This window comes from Citrobacter freundii complex sp. CFNIH2 (genome assembly GCF_002880615.1).
Taxonomy (GTDB): domain Bacteria; phylum Pseudomonadota; class Gammaproteobacteria; order Enterobacterales; family Enterobacteriaceae; genus Citrobacter_A; species Citrobacter_A amalonaticus_F.
This window is the reverse complement of sequence record NZ_CP025757.1, coordinates 1,540,672-1,559,753: the sequence shown is the minus strand read 5'-3', so window position 1 is coordinate 1,559,753 and position 19,082 is coordinate 1,540,672. Positions and strand designations below refer to the sequence as shown.

Genomic DNA, 19,082 nt, shown 5'->3' with positions numbered 1-19,082 from the left:
CACGCCGTTGGGTTGCGTGTGATGAATAAAGAATGTCGATGATTTACAGTGTAAAAATCGTGGCGGGGGCAGCTCTATTGTGGTTAACCACATACCCGGCGGGTTGTTGATCTAAAACAACATAATCAACGGGGATAAGGGTGTGAGAGGTAAAATGGTGAAGGGCCTGATGCTGCTGGCGTCGGCCTTAATGTTCAGCGGCGCAGCGCTGGCGGGCTCATGGAATATCGGGATTCTGGCGATGCGTGGCGAGGTCTCCACCCGTAACCACTGGCAGGCGCTGGAAACGCAGCTTAATCAGCAAATTCCCGGAGAACAGTTCCATATCCAGCCGCTGGATTTGCACCAGATGCAGGCGGCGGTGAACAACGGAACCGTGCAATTTGTGGTGACCAACCCGGCGCAGTTTGTGCAACTGAACAGCCATTCACCGCTGCGCTGGCTGGCGTCTCTGCGTTCTGCGCGCGGCACGGGTAACGTCATCGGCAGTGCGATCCTTACCCGGCGCGACAGCGGTATCACCGGCGCACATGATCTGATCGGTAAAACGGTGGGGGCTATCGATCCCCAGGCGTTCGGCGGCTACCTGCTGGGATATAAAGCGTTGAGCGACGCCGGTCTGCGCCCGGAGCGCGACCTCAATCTGCGTTTTAGCGGTTTTCCAGCCGATGCGCTTCTTTATTTACTCCGTGAAAACGCAGTGCAGGCGGTGATTGTTCCGGTCTGCCTGCTGGAAAAAATGGACGAAGAGGGACTGGTTGATAAAACTGATTTTGTCGCGGTGCTCAACCGTCCCGGAAATATTGACTGTTTAGCCAGTACGCCACTCTATCCTGACTGGTCGTTCGCCGCGTTGCCAGTAGTCAATGATGCGTTGGCCGATCGCGTCACCCGCGCGCTGCTGGCTGCGCCTGACACCGCCGCGTTCCACTGGGGGGCACCGGCGTCGACCAGCCAGGTGGAGGCGCTACTGCGCGACGTGCAGCAACATCCACAGCAGCGACGCTTATGGCTGGATGTGAAAAGCTGGCTGATACAGCATCAGTGGCTGATGGTCGGGACCGCACTGATCCTGCTGTTGCTAACCCTGAACTACGTCTGGGTGATGCTACTGGTTCGGCGTCGTGGTAAACAACTTGAACGCAACGGCGTCCAGTTGCGCCAGCAGGAGCAGGCGCTGGAAACGGCCAGGCAGATGAGCGTCCTCGGCGAAATGACCTCCGGATTCGCGCACGAACTGAACCAACCGCTGTCGGCAATTCGCCATTACGCGCAGGGTAGTCTGATTCGCCTGCAGTCGCAGGATCCGGCGCACGCGTTACTGCCAGCGCTTGAGCATATTGATCGGCAGGCGCAGCGTGGGGCCGAGACGCTGCGAAATCTGCGGCGCTGGGTGAGTCAGGCACAGGGAAGTCCGATCCGCACGGAAGAGTGGGAGAACATCAGCATTCACGAGGCGGTTCAACATGTCTGGCAACTGTTGCGCATGGCACAGCAGTTCCCGACGTTAACGTTACACAGCAATATCGATCGCGCGTTGACGATTTTGCTGCCGCCGGTTTTGCTGGAGCAGGTGCTGGCTAATCTGATCCTCAACGCGGCGCAGGCGGGCGCTACCACGCTGTGGATCGATGCCTCAGCGTCGACACCGGGCGTACGCATGATGTTGCAGGATAATGGCGGCGGTATTGACGAGGCTTTACTGCATCAAGCTTTTCAGCCCTTCAAGACCAGTCGGAAAGAGGGGATGGGACTGGGGCTGGTGATTTGTCAGCGGCTGGTGCGTTACGGTCAGGGGGAGATTAACCTGCGAAATCAGACCGCGCCCGACGGGCAGCCTGGCGTGGCGGTTGTACTGGATTTTACTCAACAGGAGGTGCGGAGCGGCAATGACGATAATTCATTTACTGGATGATGATGTGGCGGTCACCGATGCCTGCGCTTTTCTGCTGGAGAGTCTGGGCTACCCGGTTACGTGCTGGGAAGAAGGGGCTGTTTTTCTTGAGCAGGCTGAGTTGTATCAGACGGGCGTACTGTTGCTGGATATGCGGATGCCGGTCATGGACGGTAAGCATGTCCATGAGGTGTTGCGCCAGCGCGAAAGTACGCTGGCGGTGGTGTTTCTTACCGGACATGGCGACGTGCCGATGGCCGTCGAGCAGATGAAACTCGGTGCGGTAGACTTCCTGCAAAAACCGGTCAGCGCCAGACCGTTGCAAACAGCGCTGGAGCGTGCGCTGGTGGTTTCGGAACAGGCCGTTGCCCGCCAACAGATCGCCACCTGTTACCGGGGACTCACGGTAAAAGAACGTGAGTTAGCTGGCTTCGTCGTTAAGGGACTGATGAACCGCGAGATCGCGCAGGTGATGAACATCGCGGTACGCACGGTAGAAGTGCATCGCGCCAGGGTGATGGAAAAAATGCAGGCGGCAAATCTGGCGGAGCTGGTCAACAAATGGCAACAATTGAAAGAAACGCGTATCGTTGAATAGTACCGTGATTTATTTATTTGATTTTCTTTGTTTTTTGTCATCCCCTCCAGTCTGATATATGCTGTTTAACTGGACCTGCAATGAGAGACAATAATGGGAAACCTGACAAAAGACGATGAACTGTACCGTGAGATGTGCAGAGTGGTTGGCAAAGTGGTGCTGGAAATGCGCGATCTGGGACAGGAACCCAAACATATCGTGATTGCCGGGGTACTACGAACCGCGCTGGCGAACCAGCGTATTCAGCGTAGCGACCTTGAAAAGCAGGCGATGGAAACCGTAATCAAAGCGCTGGCCGGCTAACCGCAACGAGGGATGGACTCATCCCTTATTTCCTGCCACTCGAATTATTCAGGGAACAATATTACCGCTATCGGCTAACCCGCTATATTATTAAATATATTACGACCGCTTTTTAATTTATAGTTGGGAACAATTTCACATTTATTTGTAATCTGGCGGAACAGCATTTCACTGTCTTTATGATAATAAATATCACTACGCATTTAATATTTCTCTTCCCGTTTTTAATTGATGACGATCAAAGTTATACCTATCAATAACTCCCATTATTTATTTCGCCTAACCCTAAAGGATTAGTTTATTTGCGTTAAATTGCGTTATTTATGCAATCCGGTTATGGCAGAACTTCAGCTGTGGGAGGCAACATCAGAGGCTCTGTTTCAGCATAATTAGCATCAGCCTGGGACGTGTTGTCGGCACTGCGTTTGCGAAGAGGATGCAAAATAAATGAACCAGGTTGATCGTCCATTATTAGATACTGGCTTAACGCGGCTGGAATTCCTGCGTATATCGGGAAAAGGCCTGGCAGGGTTAACCATTGCGCCCGCGTTACTGTCGCTTTTTGGCTGTAAGCAAGAAGATATCGATAGCGGCACCGTGGGGTTGATCTCCACGCCGAAAGGGGTGCTGGTGACCCAACGCGCCCGCTGTACCGGTTGCCATCGCTGTGAAATTTCCTGTACCAATTACAATGATGGCGCAGTCGGCACCTTCTTTTCCCGCATTAAAATTCACCGGCATTATTTCTTTGGCGACAAGGGGATTGGGTCTGGCGGCGGCCTGTATGGCGATCTGAACTACACCCCGGACACCTGTCGTCAGTGCAAAGATCCGCAGTGCATGAAGGTCTGTCCCATTGGGGCGATTACCTGGAACCGGGAAGACGGTTGCATTGCCGTTGATCACCGACGCTGTATCGGTTGCAGCGCCTGTACCACCGCATGTCCCTGGATGATGGCCACCGTCAATACTGAAACGAAGAAATCGGCAAAATGTGTTTTATGCGGTGAGTGCGCCAGTGCCTGCCCGACCGGGGCATTAAAAATCATCGAGTGGAAAGATATTACTGTTTGAGTCTTGCAAAGGAAAACATTATGGCTAACGGTTGGACAGGTAATATTTTACGGGTCAATCTTACAACAGGCGATATTACCCTTGAAGATTCCAGTAAATTTAAAAAATTTGTCGGCGGTATGGGGTTCGGCTACAAAATTATGTACGACGAAGTTCCCGCTGGCACTAAACCCTTTGATGAAGGCAATAAATTAGTTTTTGCGACGGGGCCGCTTACCGGATCCGGCGCTCCGTGCAGTTCTCGCGTTAATATCACGTCGCTCTCCACATTCACAAAAGGCAATCTGGTTGTCGATGCGCATATGGGCGGTTTTTTTGCGGCGCAAATGAAATTTGCCGGCTATGACGCCATCATCATTGAAGGCAAGGCGGCATCCCCGGTCTGGCTCAATATTAAAGACGACAAGGTCACTCTCGAAAAAGCCGATTTCCTGTGGGGGAAAGGCACCCGTGCTACCACGGAAGAAATTTGCCGAATGACGTCACCAGAAACCTGCGTGGCGGCGATTGGTCAGGCGGGTGAAAACCTCGTGCCGCTCTCCTGCATGCTCAACAGCCGCAACCACAGCGGTGGCGCAGGGACCGGCGCGGTAATGGGCTCGAAAAATCTGAAAGCCATCGCCGTGGAAGGGACCAAAGGCGTCAATATTGCCGATCGCAAAGAGATGAAGCGGTTGAATGATTACATGATGACGGAACTGATTGGCGCGAATAATAACCATGTTGTGCCCAGCACGCCGCAGGCATGGGCGGAATATTCCTCGCCCGCGTCGCGCTGGACCGCACGCAAAGGGTTGTTCTGGGGCGCGGCGGAAGGTGGGCCGATCGAGACCGGCGAGATCCCGCCGGGTAATCAGAACACCGTCGGTTTCAGGACCTACAAATCAGTCTTCGATTTAGGCCCGGCAGCAGAAAAATACACGGTGAAAATGAGCGGCTGCCATTCCTGTCCGATTCGCTGCATGACGCAGATGAACATTCCTCGCGTGAAGGACTTTGGCGTGCCGAGCACCGGCGGGAATACCTGCGTGGCGAACTTCGTCCATACCACTATTTTCCCGAACGGCCCGAAGGACTTTGAAGACAAAGACGATGGCCGCGTCATTGGCAACCTGGTGGGGCTGAATCTGTTTGACGACTACGGCATCTGGTGTAACTACGGTCAGTTGCACCGCGACTTTACGTATTGCTACAGCAAAGGGGTGTTTAAACGCGTCCTGCCGGCGGAAGAGTATGCCCAGATCCGCTGGGATCAACTGGAAGCGGGCGATCCGAATTTCATCAAGGATTTCTATTATCGTCTGGCGCATCGCGTGGGTGAACTTAGCCATCTGGCGGATGGGTCGTATGCCATTGCCGAGCGATGGCAGTTGGGTGATGAATACTGGGCGTACGAAAAAAACAAACTGTGGTCGCCGTTTGGTTTTCCGGTTCACCACGCCAACGAGGCCTCGGCGCAGGTGGGGGCCATCACCAACTGCATGTTCAACCGCGACTGTATGACCCACACCCACATCAATTTCATCGGCTCGGGTTTGCCCTTAACACTTCAGCGGGAAGTGGCCGCGGAACTGTTTGGCTCACCAGACGCCTACGATGAAACCAAAAATTACACACCCATCAACGCGGCAAAAATTAAATATGCCAAATGGACGCTGCTGAAAGTGTGCTTGCATAACGCCGTTACGCTGTGTAACTGGGTCTGGCCGATGACCGTGTCGCCGCTGAAAAGCCGCAACTATCGCGGGGATCTCGATCTGGAAGCCAAATTCTTCCAGGCCGTAACCGGTGATGAAACCACTCAGGCCAGTCTCGATTTAGCCGCAGAACGCATCTTCACGCTACATCGCGCCTACACGGTGAAACTGATGCGGACCAACGATATGCGCAATGCGCACGATCTGATCTGCTCGTGGGTGTTTGATAAGGATCCGAAGATTCCGGTCTTTAGCGAAGGCACCGACAAGATGGATCGCGACGACATGCGTGAATCCCTGACGCTGTTTTATAAAGAGATGGGCTGGCACCCTGAATTGGGCTGCCCGACGCGTGAGACGTTGAATCGACTCGGCCTGGAAGATGTCGCCGATGACCTGGCCGCGCAGAATCTGTTGCCGGCGTAAGGAAGAAAACATGAGCCAACCAGAGGATGTGAGTCAGCTTGCCGCGCCGGATGTCGATCTCGAAAAGCGGCAGTGGTTACAGGGGCGACATGAACCGGTAGCCTGCGCGGATGAACAGGCAGCGACAGAAAGCCCCGCAGAGATTATGGCGGATTTCATCCGCCAGCATTCGGCGAGCGGCCAGCTTGTCGCGCGAGAACGGTTCTTGCAGCCGCCGTACTCGGTGGAAGAGGCGGCGCTCACACCGCTACTGGAAACGCTCAGAGAGGGGCTCGCCGGCGAGGATATCGCCCGGGTGCAGGGCTCTCAGGATGAATATTACTACTCAACCCAGACCATGACCGCCAACTATGCCGACATGTGCGTTCAGGTGGTGGAAAAGGATATCTGTCGGGCAATCGCACTGGCGGTGCGCTTTGACTGTCAGACCTATCCGCGTCCGTACAAGGTCGCCATGCTGGAACAATCGCCTTACGGTTTCGCGCCTGAGCAGATAGATGCCGCGCTGGCCGCGATTGAAACGCATCCCGACTATGCCGATATTCGCCCGGTCTCGTCGTCGAACGACGTGCCGTATTTATTCAGCGAACGTTTTATGAGTTACGGCAAAGCATACGGTTTGTGCGAATGGCTGGAAGTTGAGCAGTTTCAGAATCCCTGAATTCATGGAAAGCGTGGACGAGCGCGACCACAGCATTAGAGGATAACAAGATGTCCTTCACTCGACGAAAATTTGTGCTTGGCATGGGTACGGTCATTTTCTTCAGCGGACCCGGCCAGACGCTGCTGGCGAAGACAACCGCCAGCGGCCCCGTTCGTTACGTCATGATCCATGATGAATCGCGATGTAATGGTTGTAACCTCTGTACCCGCGCCTGTCGCAAAACGAATCATGTTCCCGCGCAGGGAAGTCGCCTGTCGATTGCGCATATTCCCGTTTCAGATAATGACACCGAGACGCTGTATCACTACTTCCGTCAGTCCTGTCAGCACTGCGATGATGCGCCCTGCATTGAAGTTTGCCCGACCGGTGCGTCGTGGCGCGATGAGAACGGGATCGTTCGCGTCGACAGTTCGCGCTGCATCGGCTGTAGTTACTGTATCGGCGCGTGTCCCTATCAGGTGCGCTACCTGAATCCGCAAACCAAAGTAGCAGACAAATGCGATTTTTGCGCCCAGTCCCGGCTGGCAAAAGGCTTTCCGCCCATCTGCGTGACCTCCTGCCCGGAACATGCGCTGCTGTTTGGATGCGAGGACAGCCCGGACATCCAGCGTTGGCTACAGGAAAATAACTATTACCAGTACCAGCTTCCGGGCGCGGGCAAGCCCCATCTGTATCGTCGGTTCGGTCAACATTTGATTAAAAAGGATAATGTATGAACGCGTCGCAGACTGCTGAACAGTTCCAGGCCCAACTGGCAAACTATGTGCCGGTCTTTTCCCCCGAGTATTGGCCCGTCTGGCTGGTGATCGCCGGACTTCTGCTGGTGGCGATGTGGCTGGTGCTGGGGTTACACGCCTGGCTTCGCTTTCGCGCGGCCAACAAGGCCGCCGCCGGGCATGGTGAGAAGGTTTACCTGTATTCTCGTGCGGTACGCCTGTGGCACTGGTCGAATGCCTTGCTGTTTCTGCTCCTGCTCGGCAGCGGGCTTATCAACCATTTCTCGCTGGTTAGCGCAGCGGTGATCAAAAGTCTGCTGACGGTGCACGAAGTCTGCGGATTTTTGCTGCTGGCGTGCTGGGTCGGTTTCGTGCTGATCAATGCGTTGGGCGGGAACGGTCATCATTATATTATCCGTCCCCAGGGCTGGGTGGCGCGAGCGATGAAACAGACCCGTTTCTATCTGTTTGGCATTATGCAGGGGGAAGCGCATCCGTTCCCGGCAACGCCGCGTTCGAAGTTTAATCCGTTACAGCAGGCGGCCTATGTCGGCGTGATGTACGGATTGTTGCCGTTGCTGCTGCTGAGCGGATTGTTGGCGCTCTATCCGCAGGTCGTGGGCGACGTATTCCCCGGCGTGCGCTACTGGTTGCTGCAGGCGCATTTCGCGCTGGCAATCATCAGCCTGTTCTTTATTTTTGGTCACCTCTACCTGTGCACTACGGGCCGCACGCCTGGCGAGACGTTCCGCTGCATGGTCGACGGTTATCACCGGCATTAACGTATGCTGATCACGCGAGAGGATTTACGCAACTGGCGGGTTGGTGCGTTGATATACCGCTGGTTTCTGCGCCGTTTCCCTGAGGGCGGCAACTACGCCGATGTGCATCGGGCGTTGAGTCGCGAAGGTTATCTTGACTGGGCGAACAGCCTGGTGGAATACGCCTGGTCGCGCTGGCTGGATGAAGAAAATTTCGCCCGTCAGGATATCTCCGCCATGTCGCGACTGGCGCAGCCGGATGCCTCAATGGGCGATCAGCAGGTGGCGAACGCGGGCGATAACGCGAATCTGGGTTGTGCGGGTGATAACATGAAGATCGCCAGCGCAGGCTATGCGTCACAAATTGCCAGTGCGGGCTACTGCGTGCACATTGGCAGCGTTGGCTATAACAGCCATATCAGCAGTTCCGGGGATCGCGCGCGGCTGGCTGCCGCAGGAAACTCGACGCGAATCAGCAGCGCCGGTAACGGAACGCGGATCGCCAGCAGTGGGATGCGTGTGCGGGTGAGCTCGCTGGGTGAAAGAAACCATGTCGCCAGTAACGGCGACCTGAGCCAGATAGTGAGCTTTGGCGCAAATGCGAAAATCGCCAACAGCGGTGATAATGTGCATATCATCTGCAACGGCGACAACGCGATCGTTGCCAGTACCGGGGTTGTGGATTCCATCGTACTGGGGCCGGGCGGCTGCGCGGCGCTGGCGTATCACGACGGTGAACGCATGCGTTTCGCCGTCGCGGTTGAAGGTGAAGCGGGGATCCGCGCCGGCGTGAAATACCGACTCGACGACGCGCACCAGTTTGTTGAGTGCTGATCGTTCAACGAAGCGCAAACCGTCGCCGGGTCGCTTTCTCCAGCCCGTAGCAAAGCAGATAGTAGACCAGGCCCGTAAAGATGAAGATAGCCGCCGGGTAAATCTGTTCCCGGCTGTTAACCTGTCCCGCCACCGTCGTCAGTTCCGGCACGTTGACGATAAACGCCAGCGAGGTGTCCTTCAGCAGACCAATGCATATCCCGGTCAGGGAGGGCAAGATATGGCGTAACACCTGCGGTAGCAGAACCCCTCTTAATGCCTGAACAGGACTGAAACCCTGTGCCATTGCCGCATCATACTGTCCGGCGGGTAGCGCGTTGAGTCCCGCGTACACTGAATGCATGACCGACGCGGCTGTAAACCAGGCCAGCGCCAGCGTCACGGTTGACGCTCCGGGGAGATCGCTGCCGGTAAGCATGGGTAGCAGATACCACATCCAGAAAATAACGAAGATCAGCGGTATCCCGCGTATGAGCTCTGCCCAGATGAACAATCCCTTACGGATGACGCCCGGAAAGCGCCAGGCGAGAGCGGCAAGGGCAATACCGGCAGGTAAGGCCAGCACTGCCGCACCCAGCACCATCATCAGGGTCAACAGCACGCCGCCGGGTTGACCGTCGGCCATGCGTCCCCACAGGAGATAATCCAGATTGTCGGTTATCACCGCAATATTAGCGATCATGCTGGGGACTCCTGAACCGAAACCGGCGGGTTTGCGGCTTTTTCTCCTGTCGGGGAGCAGGCCCCAGATGGGTCAGCAGCAGACCGAGCGCCACGCCGGTGAACAGATAAAGCGCGGTGCCCACGGCAAAAGCCTCCAGCGCATGGGCGTTGTAGCTTTCAATCTGGCGTACCTGATAGGTCAGTTCCGCAAAGCCAATACCGCTGGCTAATGACGACAGTTTCATCAGGTTGAGATATTGCCCCACCACCGGTTGCCAGGCATTGGTTAGTCCCTGCGGCAGCAGGATATGGCGGAAGGTCTGCCATGAGGAAAATCCCTGCGAGATTGCGGCTTCGCGTTGTCCGGCGGAGACCGCCTGTAGCCCGGAGGCGACTTCTTCGACCAGGAACGCCGAGGTAAACACGCCGAGTCCCCACGCTGAGCAAAGAAACTCGGGTGTCAGCCACCAGACATTACCGGGCAGGATTGACCAGCCATGCTCTGCGTTGACAAAAGCAACGAAACCGCGCGGCAGCAGGTTCCAGCCAGCGAAATACCAGAACAGCAATTGGACCAGTAACGGGGTGTTACGAAACAGCGATACCCAGCCTGCCACCAGGCGACGGCCCGCGCAATGGCCGGAAAGACGAAGGGCTAACAGAAAAATGGCCAGCAGTGTGGCGAGGAAAATGCCTGCGGCGCTGACCCACAGCGTGGTGAGAAATCCGGAGAGGATCCATTGCAGGGGCAGGCCGGTGAGCACCCCCTGCCAGTCCATTGACGGCATTATCGTGATAACTCCTGATGCAGCGGATCCAGCACCTTTTGCAGAAAACGCTGGGTTCGCGGGTGCTGCGGCCGGGTAAAAAAGGCCTCCGGGGAGGCGATTTCGAGAATATCGCCGCCGTCGATAAACACCACCCGGTCGGCGATTTCACGGGCAAAGTGCATCTCGTGGGTGACCACAATCATCGTAATACCGCTGTGCGCCAGACGTTTCATGACCTGTAACACCTCACCGATCATTTCCGGATCGAGCGCAGAGGTGGGCTCATCAAACAGGATAATTTGCGGCGAAGAGGCCAGCGCGCGGGCAATCGCCACCCGCTGCTGTTGACCGCCGGAAAGCTGTGCCGGATAAGCTCCCGCTTTCTCTTCCAGCCCGACCTTCTCCAGCAGAGCATAGGCGCGCTGTGTGGCGTCGGTTCTGTTCCAGCCGTGGACGTACTCCAGCGCGAGGGTGATATTTTGCTGCGCCGTCAGATGGGCATATAAATTGAACTGCTGGAATACAAAACCAATGCGGCTGCGCAGTTGTCGCAGCGCGGCCCCCTTAAGTTGACCGACCGGTTTGTCATCAATAAAGATGTCGCCGCCACTCAATGATTCCAGTTGGTTTATCAGGCGAATCAGGGTCGATTTCCCCGATCCCGAGGGACCAAGAATTGTCACGACTTCACCGGGTTCGACGGTGAGACTGACGCCGTTGAGTACCAGGTGATCGCCGTACGCTTTCACCACGTCGCGTAATTCGACTCGCGCCTGGCGTAACGGGTGGAAATCCGCAGATCCGGCTGTACAAGGGGTGAATAAACCAGCCAGCATCTTATCTGGCCTCAATTTTAAAGGCGCGCGGCTGCGGATTTTTCGTTTCCGGGCCAAACCAGACATCATAAATTTTGCCTGCCTGCCCACTGGATTCGAGTCGCAGTAATTCATCGTTAACCGCTTTCAACAACGCCGGCTCGCCTTTCTTCACGCCCACGCCAATCTCCTCTTTGCTGAGTAAATCCGGCAGGATTTTGAACTGCGCTTTGTCCGGTGCGCCACTGAGCAAACCCGCCAGGATAGTGGAGTCCTGAGTGATCGCCTGCACGTTGCCGTTGCGCAGGGCGGTTAACGCCAGCGGGATATCGTCATAGGCCAGCACGCGGGATTGCGGGAACCGCTGATGTAACGCCTGCTCGCCGGTGGTGCCTTTCACTGCGCCAATGCGCGCGCGGCTGTATTCATCCAGTTTATCGGGTGACGAGGCAGGCACCAGGAACTGCTGACCGGTGACAAAGTAGGGCACGGAGAAGTCGATAACCTGAGCGCGCTCGGGGGTGATCGTAATATCAGCGACGATCAGATCGGCTTTCCCCGATTGCAGCAGCGGAATACGGTTAGCGGGATTCGTGGCGACCAGTTCCAGTTTCACACCCAGTGACGTCGCCAGCGCCTGGGCGAAATCAACATCGTAACCGACGATCTGATGGGTTTTCGCGTCGACGGAGCCAAATGGCGGGTTAGCGTCAAACGTCGCAACCTTGATCACGCCTGCGGCCTTGATATCGGCAAGTTGATCGGCCTGCGCCTGAATGCTAATGAAACTCGTGGCGAGTATGACGCCAAGGGCGAGAATCGTTTCTTTTGTGCTCTGTATTTTCGTTGCCATCATTTTCTTTGATATCCCTGGAATTATTGGTTTGTCCTTTTACGCTCCCACAACCCGAACCCGCTGCAAAAGAAGAAAAAAGTCTTATTTATATGCAAAAAGTTATTAGTGAACAGTGTGTTAACGAAGGGTTACTAACGAACAAAAACAGATAACGGTGCGCAGAATTCGCATTTCATTTTTTGCGCCGTTTACGCTGCAATGAAAAGCACCTGACAAAACAGAGGAGCCGGAGATGGAGAAGGTAAAAATGCAGATGGCGCGTCTTTGGGCGCGCGTTGCCATCACGCCAGAGCCGACCCGACAGCCCGGTGCAGAGGTCAACCTGCAGCGCGTTGTGGAGTCCATTCTTCCTGTCGCCAGCCTGTACGGCGTGGACATTGCTAACATTGACCCGGAGTGGTTTCGTGATCAAACAACACGCTGAACACCGTCGGATGCGCGAGGTGTACTGGAATGAAATCTGCAATTACCGCGGGAATCATGAGGAACTAAAAAGAGGCTTATGGACCCGCCGCGCGGTTCTGCGCGGCGGGTTGAAACAAATCAGATTTTGCAGGCGTCGCCGCAGTCATCATCGGCAATCACCGATTCCGCTTTTTTGTCCGCATCGTCCAGACGTTCTGCGTTACGTTCCTGCGCTTCTTCCAGTCCGTTAAAGACCAGATTATCGAGATCAATTTCCATCGTGCACCTTTCTTCGCTCGTTTTTGACTTCCGACAAGTATAGGACAAATGGGGATCTGGATGCATCCACAATGCGTGCGGCGTTACCGATCGTAAAGCGATAAACGTCTGCGCAGACGGGAAGCCGGTTTTGATACAGCCCTGGCCATCGCGTCGCCAATCTCCTGGCAGGCGACGAGCCCCTGGATAAAGGGCCGATCATGCATTAAAAAGGGCAATGCGCCAAAGGCAATTCGTCCGCGAACACTCTCTGGCGCCTGAAGCGTATAGTCATCGCCAACATCCGGAATCGCATCTCCACATGACAGTAATTGCTGGCGTAATCGCGGGAACGGCAAATCCGCTGTCTTCAGAGGTTTTTGGCCGCGCGCATCGATGAATACGTCAAATGACAGGCGATCGTTGTGTGTCGTAATCTCAGTCCGATCCGCTTTAATCACCTTCCCGTAATCCTGTCCCAGCGTGAGAATGCGCAGAATACCGGCTGCGTGCAACGCCAGCATTCGGCGAACTGACTCTGACGGGATCGCCGCATAATTATCAATAAACACGCGGGCAAGTCCCGAACTGAACCGTTTACTATCTTTTTCATCCAGATGGGCAACGATATCCTGAACGCCTTCATGTAGACGCAGTAAGGTATAGCGCCAGGCAACGGTGCGTTTGTTACGCTTATTCTCGTCGACCTCTTGCAGATTTGCGGCAGCCCATTCGAACGGATCGCTGTGCGCTCTGTCGGCAAACACCGCTACGGGAAAGCTATCCGCATCCAGTGAGGAGAGCGTTATTTGCACGGCCCATTTCGGGTCAGCTACCGCGAGTTCTTGTTGCATGAGGCTAAAAACGCGATCGAGGAGCCCCGTTGAACCGGCAGTGATTTCGCGCTGGATGACCTCCCCGGTAACGTACTCCAGCGGTTCATAGGGAATAGGGCAGTAGAAGTCGGCTTCCGGCAATATGCCGGAACGGGACATCAGCGTAATTTCCAGCGCTTCACTGTTCTTATTCAGAGAGAAATTGACCTGATGATCCTCCGTTTCGTGAAACGTTCCATGCTGTACTGCAACCGCCATTGCGGCATCCAGACCGCTCAGTGAGGTTCCAAGAATACCGACTCTGGCGGCTGGCACGTCAGCGTCCATCAAGCCGGACCAGGGGCTGGGATAAAATGCGTGCGTGGATTCGTCATCGTCCGGCCAGACGTGTCCCGTGGCGATCACCGCCAGGTCGACATGCAGCGGCACCGTGTGTTGATCGGTCCAGAGTTGTACGCCAGTGGGCGCCGCTGCGACATCCGTGACTTCACAGGACTCGTACAATATCACCTTAAATCCTCGACTTTCTGCGTGGTGGACGGCCTGCAAAAACTGCGCGCGAAAATAGTCGCCCAATAAAATGCGTGGCAGAAACTGACGCTGGTGCAGCGTTTCCTTCTTAACGCCATACTGAGTAAGGTATTGCTCTTCCTGGGCCTGCAACCACTCAAGCCAGGTGTCAAAAAGAGGTGGAACCTCGATACTGGCAATATTTGCCAACATCATTGGACTATTTTCAGAATGGGTATAAGGCATACCAATTCCGGCCCGGTTTCCGCGTTCAAAAACGGCGATCTCCAGTGGCTGCGCCTCTTTTAGTAATGAGAAAAAGGTATAAACGCCTGTCGGGCCAGCCCCGATAATCGCGATTTTTTTCATGTCCCTGTCCGTCCTGTTATTGTTATTTTGCCGCCGATACGTCGGTGACATCATGTCAGTGTAGATGAGAAAGGTTCGGATGTTTTGGTCTGAAACGGCGTTACGAGCCTGAAGCGCTGTGTCCTCTGCCATACTTAACGGTGTTTTACTGTGAGGACAGGAGTGACGATGATAACGCTGTGTAAAGCCTGTGGCACCTCGTACGATAACCGCCGCGGCAACGTTGAACGTTGTAAAATCTGTGACGATGAGCGGCAATATGTCCCGGTTTCCGGGCAGGCGTGGATCGACTTTGATGAGCTCATCGCCAGCCATACCAACAAGTGGCAGCAGCATACGCCGCAACTTTTCAGTCTGAAAACCGTTCCTTCCTTTGCTATAAACCAGCGGGCGTTTCTGCTCAGAACGCCAGTGGGAAATATTCTTTGGGACTGCGTTGCGAATCTGGATCAGGCAACCCGAACGCTCATCCGTGCAATGGGGGGATTGAGCGCCATCGCGATTTCGCATCCTCATTACTACACCACAATGCAGGACTGGGCGGAGGCGTTTGATGCTCCCGTCTGGCTGCATGCGGCTGACAGGGCCTGGATCATGCGTGACAGCCCCTGGATTCGGCTATGGGAAGGGGAAGAACACAATGTGCTTCCAGGCGTCACATTATTGCGTCTGGGCGGCCATTTTGCGGGAGGAACGGTGCTGTATCTGGAGGAGGGGGAAGGGACGATCCTCGCCGGAGATATCTTACAGGTCACTCCCGGTGCTGACGCGGTTTCGTTTATGTGGAGCTATCCGAACATGTTGCCGCTGTCATCGAAAACCGTCAGTGGGATCATACAGCGGCTAAACACGGTGACGTTTTCCAGTCTGTACGGGGCGTTTGAAGGGCAGAATATTACCCACAGAGCCAGTCAAATCGTGCAACGCTCGGGGGAAAAATATCTCTCCAGCCTGATGTCTCGTTGAACCTGCTGAGGGGGAAAATCCCCCTCAGCGACATCATTAACCCACTCTGGCGTTGTTGATTTCGCTCAACGGAATATTCACGTCAAACACTTTCGCAATGACGTTGTCAACGCCAAGGTTTTTTAAACGCGCGGTATGTTTATCCAGATAAGCCAGTGCGGTCTCCTCGTTTGCGAAAAGATAGATCCCTCCCGCTTCCTTGTTTTGCTCACTCTCCGTCCACACCTTCCAGATAAATCCCGGCTCCTGGTTAATCGACTCCGCCAGACCACGCAACTGTTCTGCCATTTCTGCGCCAAATGGGCCAGTAAAAGCGAAGTGAAGTTGTAATAATTTCGGCATATCCATTCTCCATTCAACGACGTAATGATAATTCACAGTGACAATGAACTGGACGCTTCTCCCTGACACTATGTATGGGATTGTACCAGAATCAGGGGCCCAGACCCTATTCATGCTGCGGTGGAGATGATGGCAAGCGATGAGTGAATCGGGCTGTGCCAACGTGTGTACCAGACTGTCAGCGAGTGTGGCGGGGAGCATTCTGAAGGTGTGGAGATGTAAAGAGATTTAATGTCTTGATATTTATTGTTTTTTTAGTGTTACAGTTCATTGAACAAGTAAGTAGTCCAATTATGGATGAAATAAAAAATATATTCCTGAAACTACGAGGTTTTTCAACGATAGAATAAATAATATTTCAGTTGTCTCGGGTGTGTCAATAATGTGGCAGAATAACTGGCAACGAAACGGTTGTCATCGTGGTTTTTATTTCTCATCTTCTGGTCATTCAGGTTCTCTTTTTTTTGCTGTAATGAAAAATCAATTTTGTTTGTTTTGCGCAATATTGCTTTTTATGGCAGCGTTATCTTCGCAGGCCAACGCGGCTGCATTGACTTGTTCCGGGACTTCGGATGTGGGGGGGATTATACTATTCCACATTCGGGGATAAATATTACCGCGCCCAATACCGGTAATGCTGGCAGTGACTCCGGACTATTTGCGTTGTTATATACTGTCGATACCAGTATTCCCGGTGGGAGTGGGCGTTTAAGATCAAATTGTTCCGGTGGGGCGGCGAGTATTGGTTATACTATTAATAATATCCCAGCAGGTAAAGTGTATACCTATAGCGGCTATACTATTTATCCGACGACTGTAAAGGGAATTGGCGTCTCATTTAACAGTGCGACCTCAGCCAATAAAAAAACCATGCCAGCCTGGCCGACAATCGATGTGCTATACAGTTCATTGCCAGGCTATAACGTTGATATGTGGGTGACAATAAGGGTCTGGAAAACCCCTGAGTTTACATATCAAACTAATGCGATTAATTTTACCGGCCCTGATTTCGATATGGTTGTACAGGCAAACGGTGGGAATACCATAGGGACATGTCCTGAAGACCGTCTTGATGACCGTACCTGCCTTTATTTTCAGCGAACACTGATCGGCAGCGCCCAGTTTATCTCCGGAACCTGTCAGCTCACCAATCCAGCTCAAGTTGTCGACATGGGAGCGCTTTCTACTGCCGATCTGAATAACGCGCCGTGGGTTGACGCCAGTTTTTCTCTCAATTGTCCGACCGCGTATGGTTATGGCGGCTCGGTTCATAATGCAACGGATAATTACGATGTCGAAAATGGCAGTAAAAGTGGTAACAACACAAAAAATAATACTGTCAAAATTGAGATCCTCCCGTACACCCCGATAGTGGATAAAGAGAATGGCGTTATGTCCGTTGACAGTGGGGGTGCCGAAGGGGTCGGGATACAACTGGCATGGGGGAAGGCGGGAGAGCAACAAAGCACACCGATAAATCCGGTTAAATTAGGTGAGGCGACGAATATCTCAACGCTGAACAGTAATTTCAGCAATGGACCCTATAACTATGGCAGCAACGCCTCCTCTTCACAGGATAATGTGATTAACATGGCGGCACGATTTGTTCGGACCGCAGGGGATTTTTCTGCCGGGCCAGTGCATGGTGCTGTCGAGGTTATGGCAAGCTATGAGTAAAAACAGATAAGACGCCGAATCAATGCAGAGTGGTCAATGGGAAAGGGAAGCGAAGACTTCCCCCCACGCCAGTAAGACAGGAATAGAATCAATGAATGGGTAATTCATTGATTTTAGTCAGAATGCCTCGTTGAAGCTCAATGTGCCCTGCATTTTTTAACTCGGCAAGAAAGTGCATGATCCAGCTGCGGGACAGCAGCGTTCTGTCCTGAATATAGGCCAGTGCCGTTGTGTTATGACGGACAAATTCGGGTTCATGATTAAGTTCATTCAATAACAGTAATGCAATCTTGAAGTTATCGTTAATCGCCAGCGCTTTGTTATACACATTATGGGCTTGTAACCCCCACGTCGCGAGCGTGGCCAACTGTTTCCAGAGATTAAATTCAGTAATGTACTGTTCGAAAAGATCAGCAGGGAGCAAGGCATACTCAATGACATCAATGGCCTGAACGTGTAAATGGCTCTCTTTGTCAGTCGGCATACCAAAGCCCACCACAAGTGGAGCATGTAATGTCATCACAGTCCGTCGGTCCCACTGCCGAACGAAATTACAGTAACCATGCGCCAGAAGAAAAACCTGCCGTTTCCCGTCAACGGTTAATAAAATGCGCTTATTTTTTTCGCCAGTCCGGAATTTAACTTTATCTTTCAAAGCATTGAAGATATCCAGGATTTCTTGTGTGGGCTTTGTCTCGCGTATGCCTGAGAGCAAACTACTCATTATAACCTCAGAGATAAGTACTATTGATTAAAATCAATGGATTAACGATAGCTTACCAAAGATAAATCGCTTCCATGCTAACGGTTATGTGTATCAACATTCGGTACTGCGTCATGGACGCGGTTCCTGAGTAAGCAATTATATAACATTTCAGACTGTTGAACAGTGTCGATGACATTTTTATTGACTGTAGGTGCTTGTTTTCATGGCGCATTGACGAGTTTTACTGCGTTGAAATAACGTAAATCGCAGCCTGTCGGATGATTCAAATAAACGCTAAATCTGTTTTTGTTATTATCTGGAGGAATGGATGTTCCGACGATAAATGACAATTTCTATCGCGTGTTCTTTTGATAAACGCACGAATGAATTGTTTGTTTTTTTCTTTTGATAAGATTATTTCAATCCTAAATTACACGTTATCGTGACGTGTTCATGTAAAAATGAAAAGCCTGAAAGCGGCATGGAACTATAAACACGTTCATCAAGTCACAGGGTTTTATGGCTGACAGGTGAAAGCCAACACGTTCTTCATCCTGAGCTGACGCTGCTGTAATCACTGTGCGTGTTCTCGTAGCCCGCAATGATGATGCCTCCCATGTTATCCGGTCAATAATTCAGAAAATAGTCCAAATTTGGACTGTTAAGCAAAGTGAAACGATAGATCTGCGTAGAAGATATTTTTATCATTAATGAAATTTTATTTCTGAATTATCTGTCTGGGATCGAATTCCGCAATGCAAGCAAAGAAACCTCTCTTAACAACAGAGGGTTACTTTTTTTTGCATCCGTTGCATGCCGTTTATACATATTGAGTAAATAAATTGATATTAACTTTGTATTTCGGTTTGTGAGGTATCGCGGGGCAATTTGATTAATCAAACTGATGAGTATGGGGCGAGTACAAATGAAGAATGGAAAGGA

General features: G+C 53.0%; 20 protein-coding genes. 12 read left to right on the top strand and 8 right to left on the bottom strand.

The window, feature by feature from the left end; all coding sequences use genetic code 11:
• The first annotated feature begins 142 nt into the window (after positions 1–142).
• The 9 genes from ttrS (at position 143) to ydhT (ending at position 8,967) form a co-directional block, all read left to right on the top strand.
• Positions 143–1,915, top strand: coding sequence for a tetrathionate respiration histidine kinase TtrS (ttrS, locus tag WM46_RS07770; RefSeq protein WP_102601921.1), 1,773 nt, complete (start codon positions 143–145; stop codon positions 1,913–1,915).
• A complete protein-coding gene (gene ttrR, locus WM46_RS07765; RefSeq protein WP_102601920.1) occupies positions 1,890–2,492 on the top strand; it encodes a tetrathionate respiration response regulator TtrR in 603 nt (200 codons plus the stop codon). Before ttrS ends, ttrR begins: the two co-directional genes overlap by 26 nt.
• A 93-nt stretch (positions 2,493–2,585) precedes the next feature.
• On the top strand, positions 2,586–2,795 hold the full coding sequence (gene fumD, locus WM46_RS07760) for a fumarate hydratase FumD (protein WP_012905644.1): 210 nt from the start codon (positions 2,586–2,588) through the stop codon (positions 2,793–2,795).
• Between the two features lie 447 nt (positions 2,796–3,242).
• Positions 3,243–3,869, top strand: coding sequence for a ferredoxin-like protein (locus tag WM46_RS07755; protein ID WP_102601919.1), 627 nt, complete (start codon positions 3,243–3,245; stop codon positions 3,867–3,869).
• Between the two features lie 20 nt (positions 3,870–3,889).
• Positions 3,890–5,992 carry an aldehyde ferredoxin oxidoreductase gene (locus WM46_RS07750; protein WP_102601918.1) on the top strand — a complete coding sequence of 701 codons (2,103 nt, stop codon included), beginning with the start codon at positions 3,890–3,892 and terminating at the stop codon, positions 5,990–5,992.
• Between the two features lie 10 nt (positions 5,993–6,002).
• Positions 6,003–6,653: a YdhW family putative oxidoreductase system protein gene (locus WM46_RS07745; protein ID WP_061077372.1), complete on the top strand. Its 651-nt coding sequence runs from the start codon at positions 6,003–6,005 to the stop codon at positions 6,651–6,653.
• A 50-nt stretch (positions 6,654–6,703) separates the two neighbouring features.
• Positions 6,704–7,372 carry a 4Fe-4S dicluster domain-containing protein gene (locus WM46_RS07740; RefSeq protein WP_102601917.1) on the top strand — a complete coding sequence of 223 codons (669 nt, stop codon included), beginning with the start codon at positions 6,704–6,706 and terminating at the stop codon, positions 7,370–7,372.
• Positions 7,369–8,154, top strand: coding sequence for a thiosulfate reductase cytochrome B subunit (gene phsC, locus WM46_RS07735; RefSeq protein WP_061077373.1), 786 nt, complete (start codon positions 7,369–7,371; stop codon positions 8,152–8,154). The genes WM46_RS07740 and phsC overlap by 4 nt, the downstream gene beginning before the upstream one ends.
• 3 nt (positions 8,155–8,157) lie before the next feature.
• Positions 8,158–8,967, top strand: coding sequence for a protein YdhT (gene ydhT / locus WM46_RS07730; protein ID WP_102601916.1), 810 nt, complete (start codon positions 8,158–8,160; stop codon positions 8,965–8,967).
• A 4-nt stretch (positions 8,968–8,971) separates the two neighbouring features.
• On the opposite strand, the gene WM46_RS07725 is transcribed toward ydhT, so the two are convergent.
• From WM46_RS07725 to WM46_RS07710, 4 genes are read right to left on the bottom strand one after another with little or no spacing between them, the layout of a single operon-like run.
• On the bottom strand, positions 8,972–9,649 hold the full coding sequence (locus tag WM46_RS07725) for an amino acid ABC transporter permease (RefSeq protein WP_102601915.1): 678 nt from the start codon (positions 9,647–9,649) through the stop codon (positions 8,972–8,974).
• Positions 9,639–10,421 carry an amino acid ABC transporter permease gene (locus WM46_RS07720; RefSeq protein ID WP_187394499.1) on the bottom strand — a complete coding sequence of 261 codons (783 nt, stop codon included), beginning with the start codon at positions 10,419–10,421 and terminating at the stop codon, positions 9,639–9,641. Before WM46_RS07720 ends, WM46_RS07725 begins: the two co-directional genes overlap by 11 nt.
• Positions 10,418–11,236 (bottom strand): amino acid ABC transporter ATP-binding protein, encoded by an 819-nt coding sequence (locus tag WM46_RS07715; protein ID WP_102601913.1) that lies wholly within the window; start codon positions 11,234–11,236, stop codon positions 10,418–10,420. The genes WM46_RS07720 and WM46_RS07715 overlap by 4 nt, the downstream gene beginning before the upstream one ends.
• Before the next feature lies 1 nt (position 11,237).
• Complete coding sequence (locus WM46_RS07710) at positions 11,238–12,071, bottom strand: ABC transporter substrate-binding protein (RefSeq protein ID WP_102601912.1); 834 nt, start codon at positions 12,069–12,071, stop codon at positions 11,238–11,240.
• A 232-nt stretch (positions 12,072–12,303) separates the two neighbouring features.
• Between WM46_RS07710 and WM46_RS07705 the strand changes: the two genes are divergently transcribed.
• Positions 12,304–12,495 carry a hypothetical protein gene (locus tag WM46_RS07705; RefSeq protein WP_061077379.1) on the top strand — a complete coding sequence of 64 codons (192 nt, stop codon included), beginning with the start codon at positions 12,304–12,306 and terminating at the stop codon, positions 12,493–12,495.
• A gap of 119 nt (positions 12,496–12,614) precedes the next feature.
• Here the strand turns inward: WM46_RS07705 and WM46_RS07700 are convergent, their stop codons facing one another.
• Together WM46_RS07700 and WM46_RS07695 are read right to left on the bottom strand one after the other, a co-directional pair.
• Positions 12,615–12,755, bottom strand: coding sequence for a hypothetical protein (locus WM46_RS07700; protein WP_090050030.1), 141 nt, complete (start codon positions 12,753–12,755; stop codon positions 12,615–12,617).
• An 83-nt stretch (positions 12,756–12,838) separates the two neighbouring features.
• Positions 12,839–14,449, bottom strand: coding sequence for an FAD-NAD(P)-binding protein (locus WM46_RS07695; RefSeq protein ID WP_102601911.1), 1,611 nt, complete (start codon positions 14,447–14,449; stop codon positions 12,839–12,841).
• 168 nt (positions 14,450–14,617) lie between these two features.
• Between WM46_RS07695 and WM46_RS07690 the strand changes: the two genes are divergently transcribed.
• On the top strand, positions 14,618–15,415 hold the full coding sequence (locus tag WM46_RS07690) for an MBL fold metallo-hydrolase (protein ID WP_102601910.1): 798 nt from the start codon (positions 14,618–14,620) through the stop codon (positions 15,413–15,415).
• Between the two features lie 36 nt (positions 15,416–15,451).
• Here WM46_RS07690 and WM46_RS07685 read toward each other — a convergent pair whose 3' ends face one another.
• Positions 15,452–15,757 (bottom strand): monooxygenase, encoded by a 306-nt coding sequence (locus WM46_RS07685; protein WP_061077382.1) that lies wholly within the window; start codon positions 15,755–15,757, stop codon positions 15,452–15,454.
• Positions 15,758–16,168: 411 nt separating this feature from the next.
• On the opposite strand from WM46_RS07685, the gene WM46_RS07680 reads away from it, so the two are divergent.
• Positions 16,169–17,434: a fimbrial protein gene (locus WM46_RS07680; RefSeq protein WP_187394465.1), complete on the top strand. Its 1,266-nt coding sequence runs from the start codon at positions 16,169–16,171 to the stop codon at positions 17,432–17,434.
• An 88-nt stretch (positions 17,435–17,522) separates the two neighbouring features.
• On the opposite strand, the gene WM46_RS07675 is transcribed toward WM46_RS07680, so the two are convergent.
• Complete coding sequence (locus WM46_RS07675; RefSeq protein ID WP_102601908.1) at positions 17,523–18,158, bottom strand: helix-turn-helix domain-containing protein; 636 nt, start codon at positions 18,156–18,158, stop codon at positions 17,523–17,525.
• Positions 18,159–19,082: the final 924 nt, after the last annotated feature.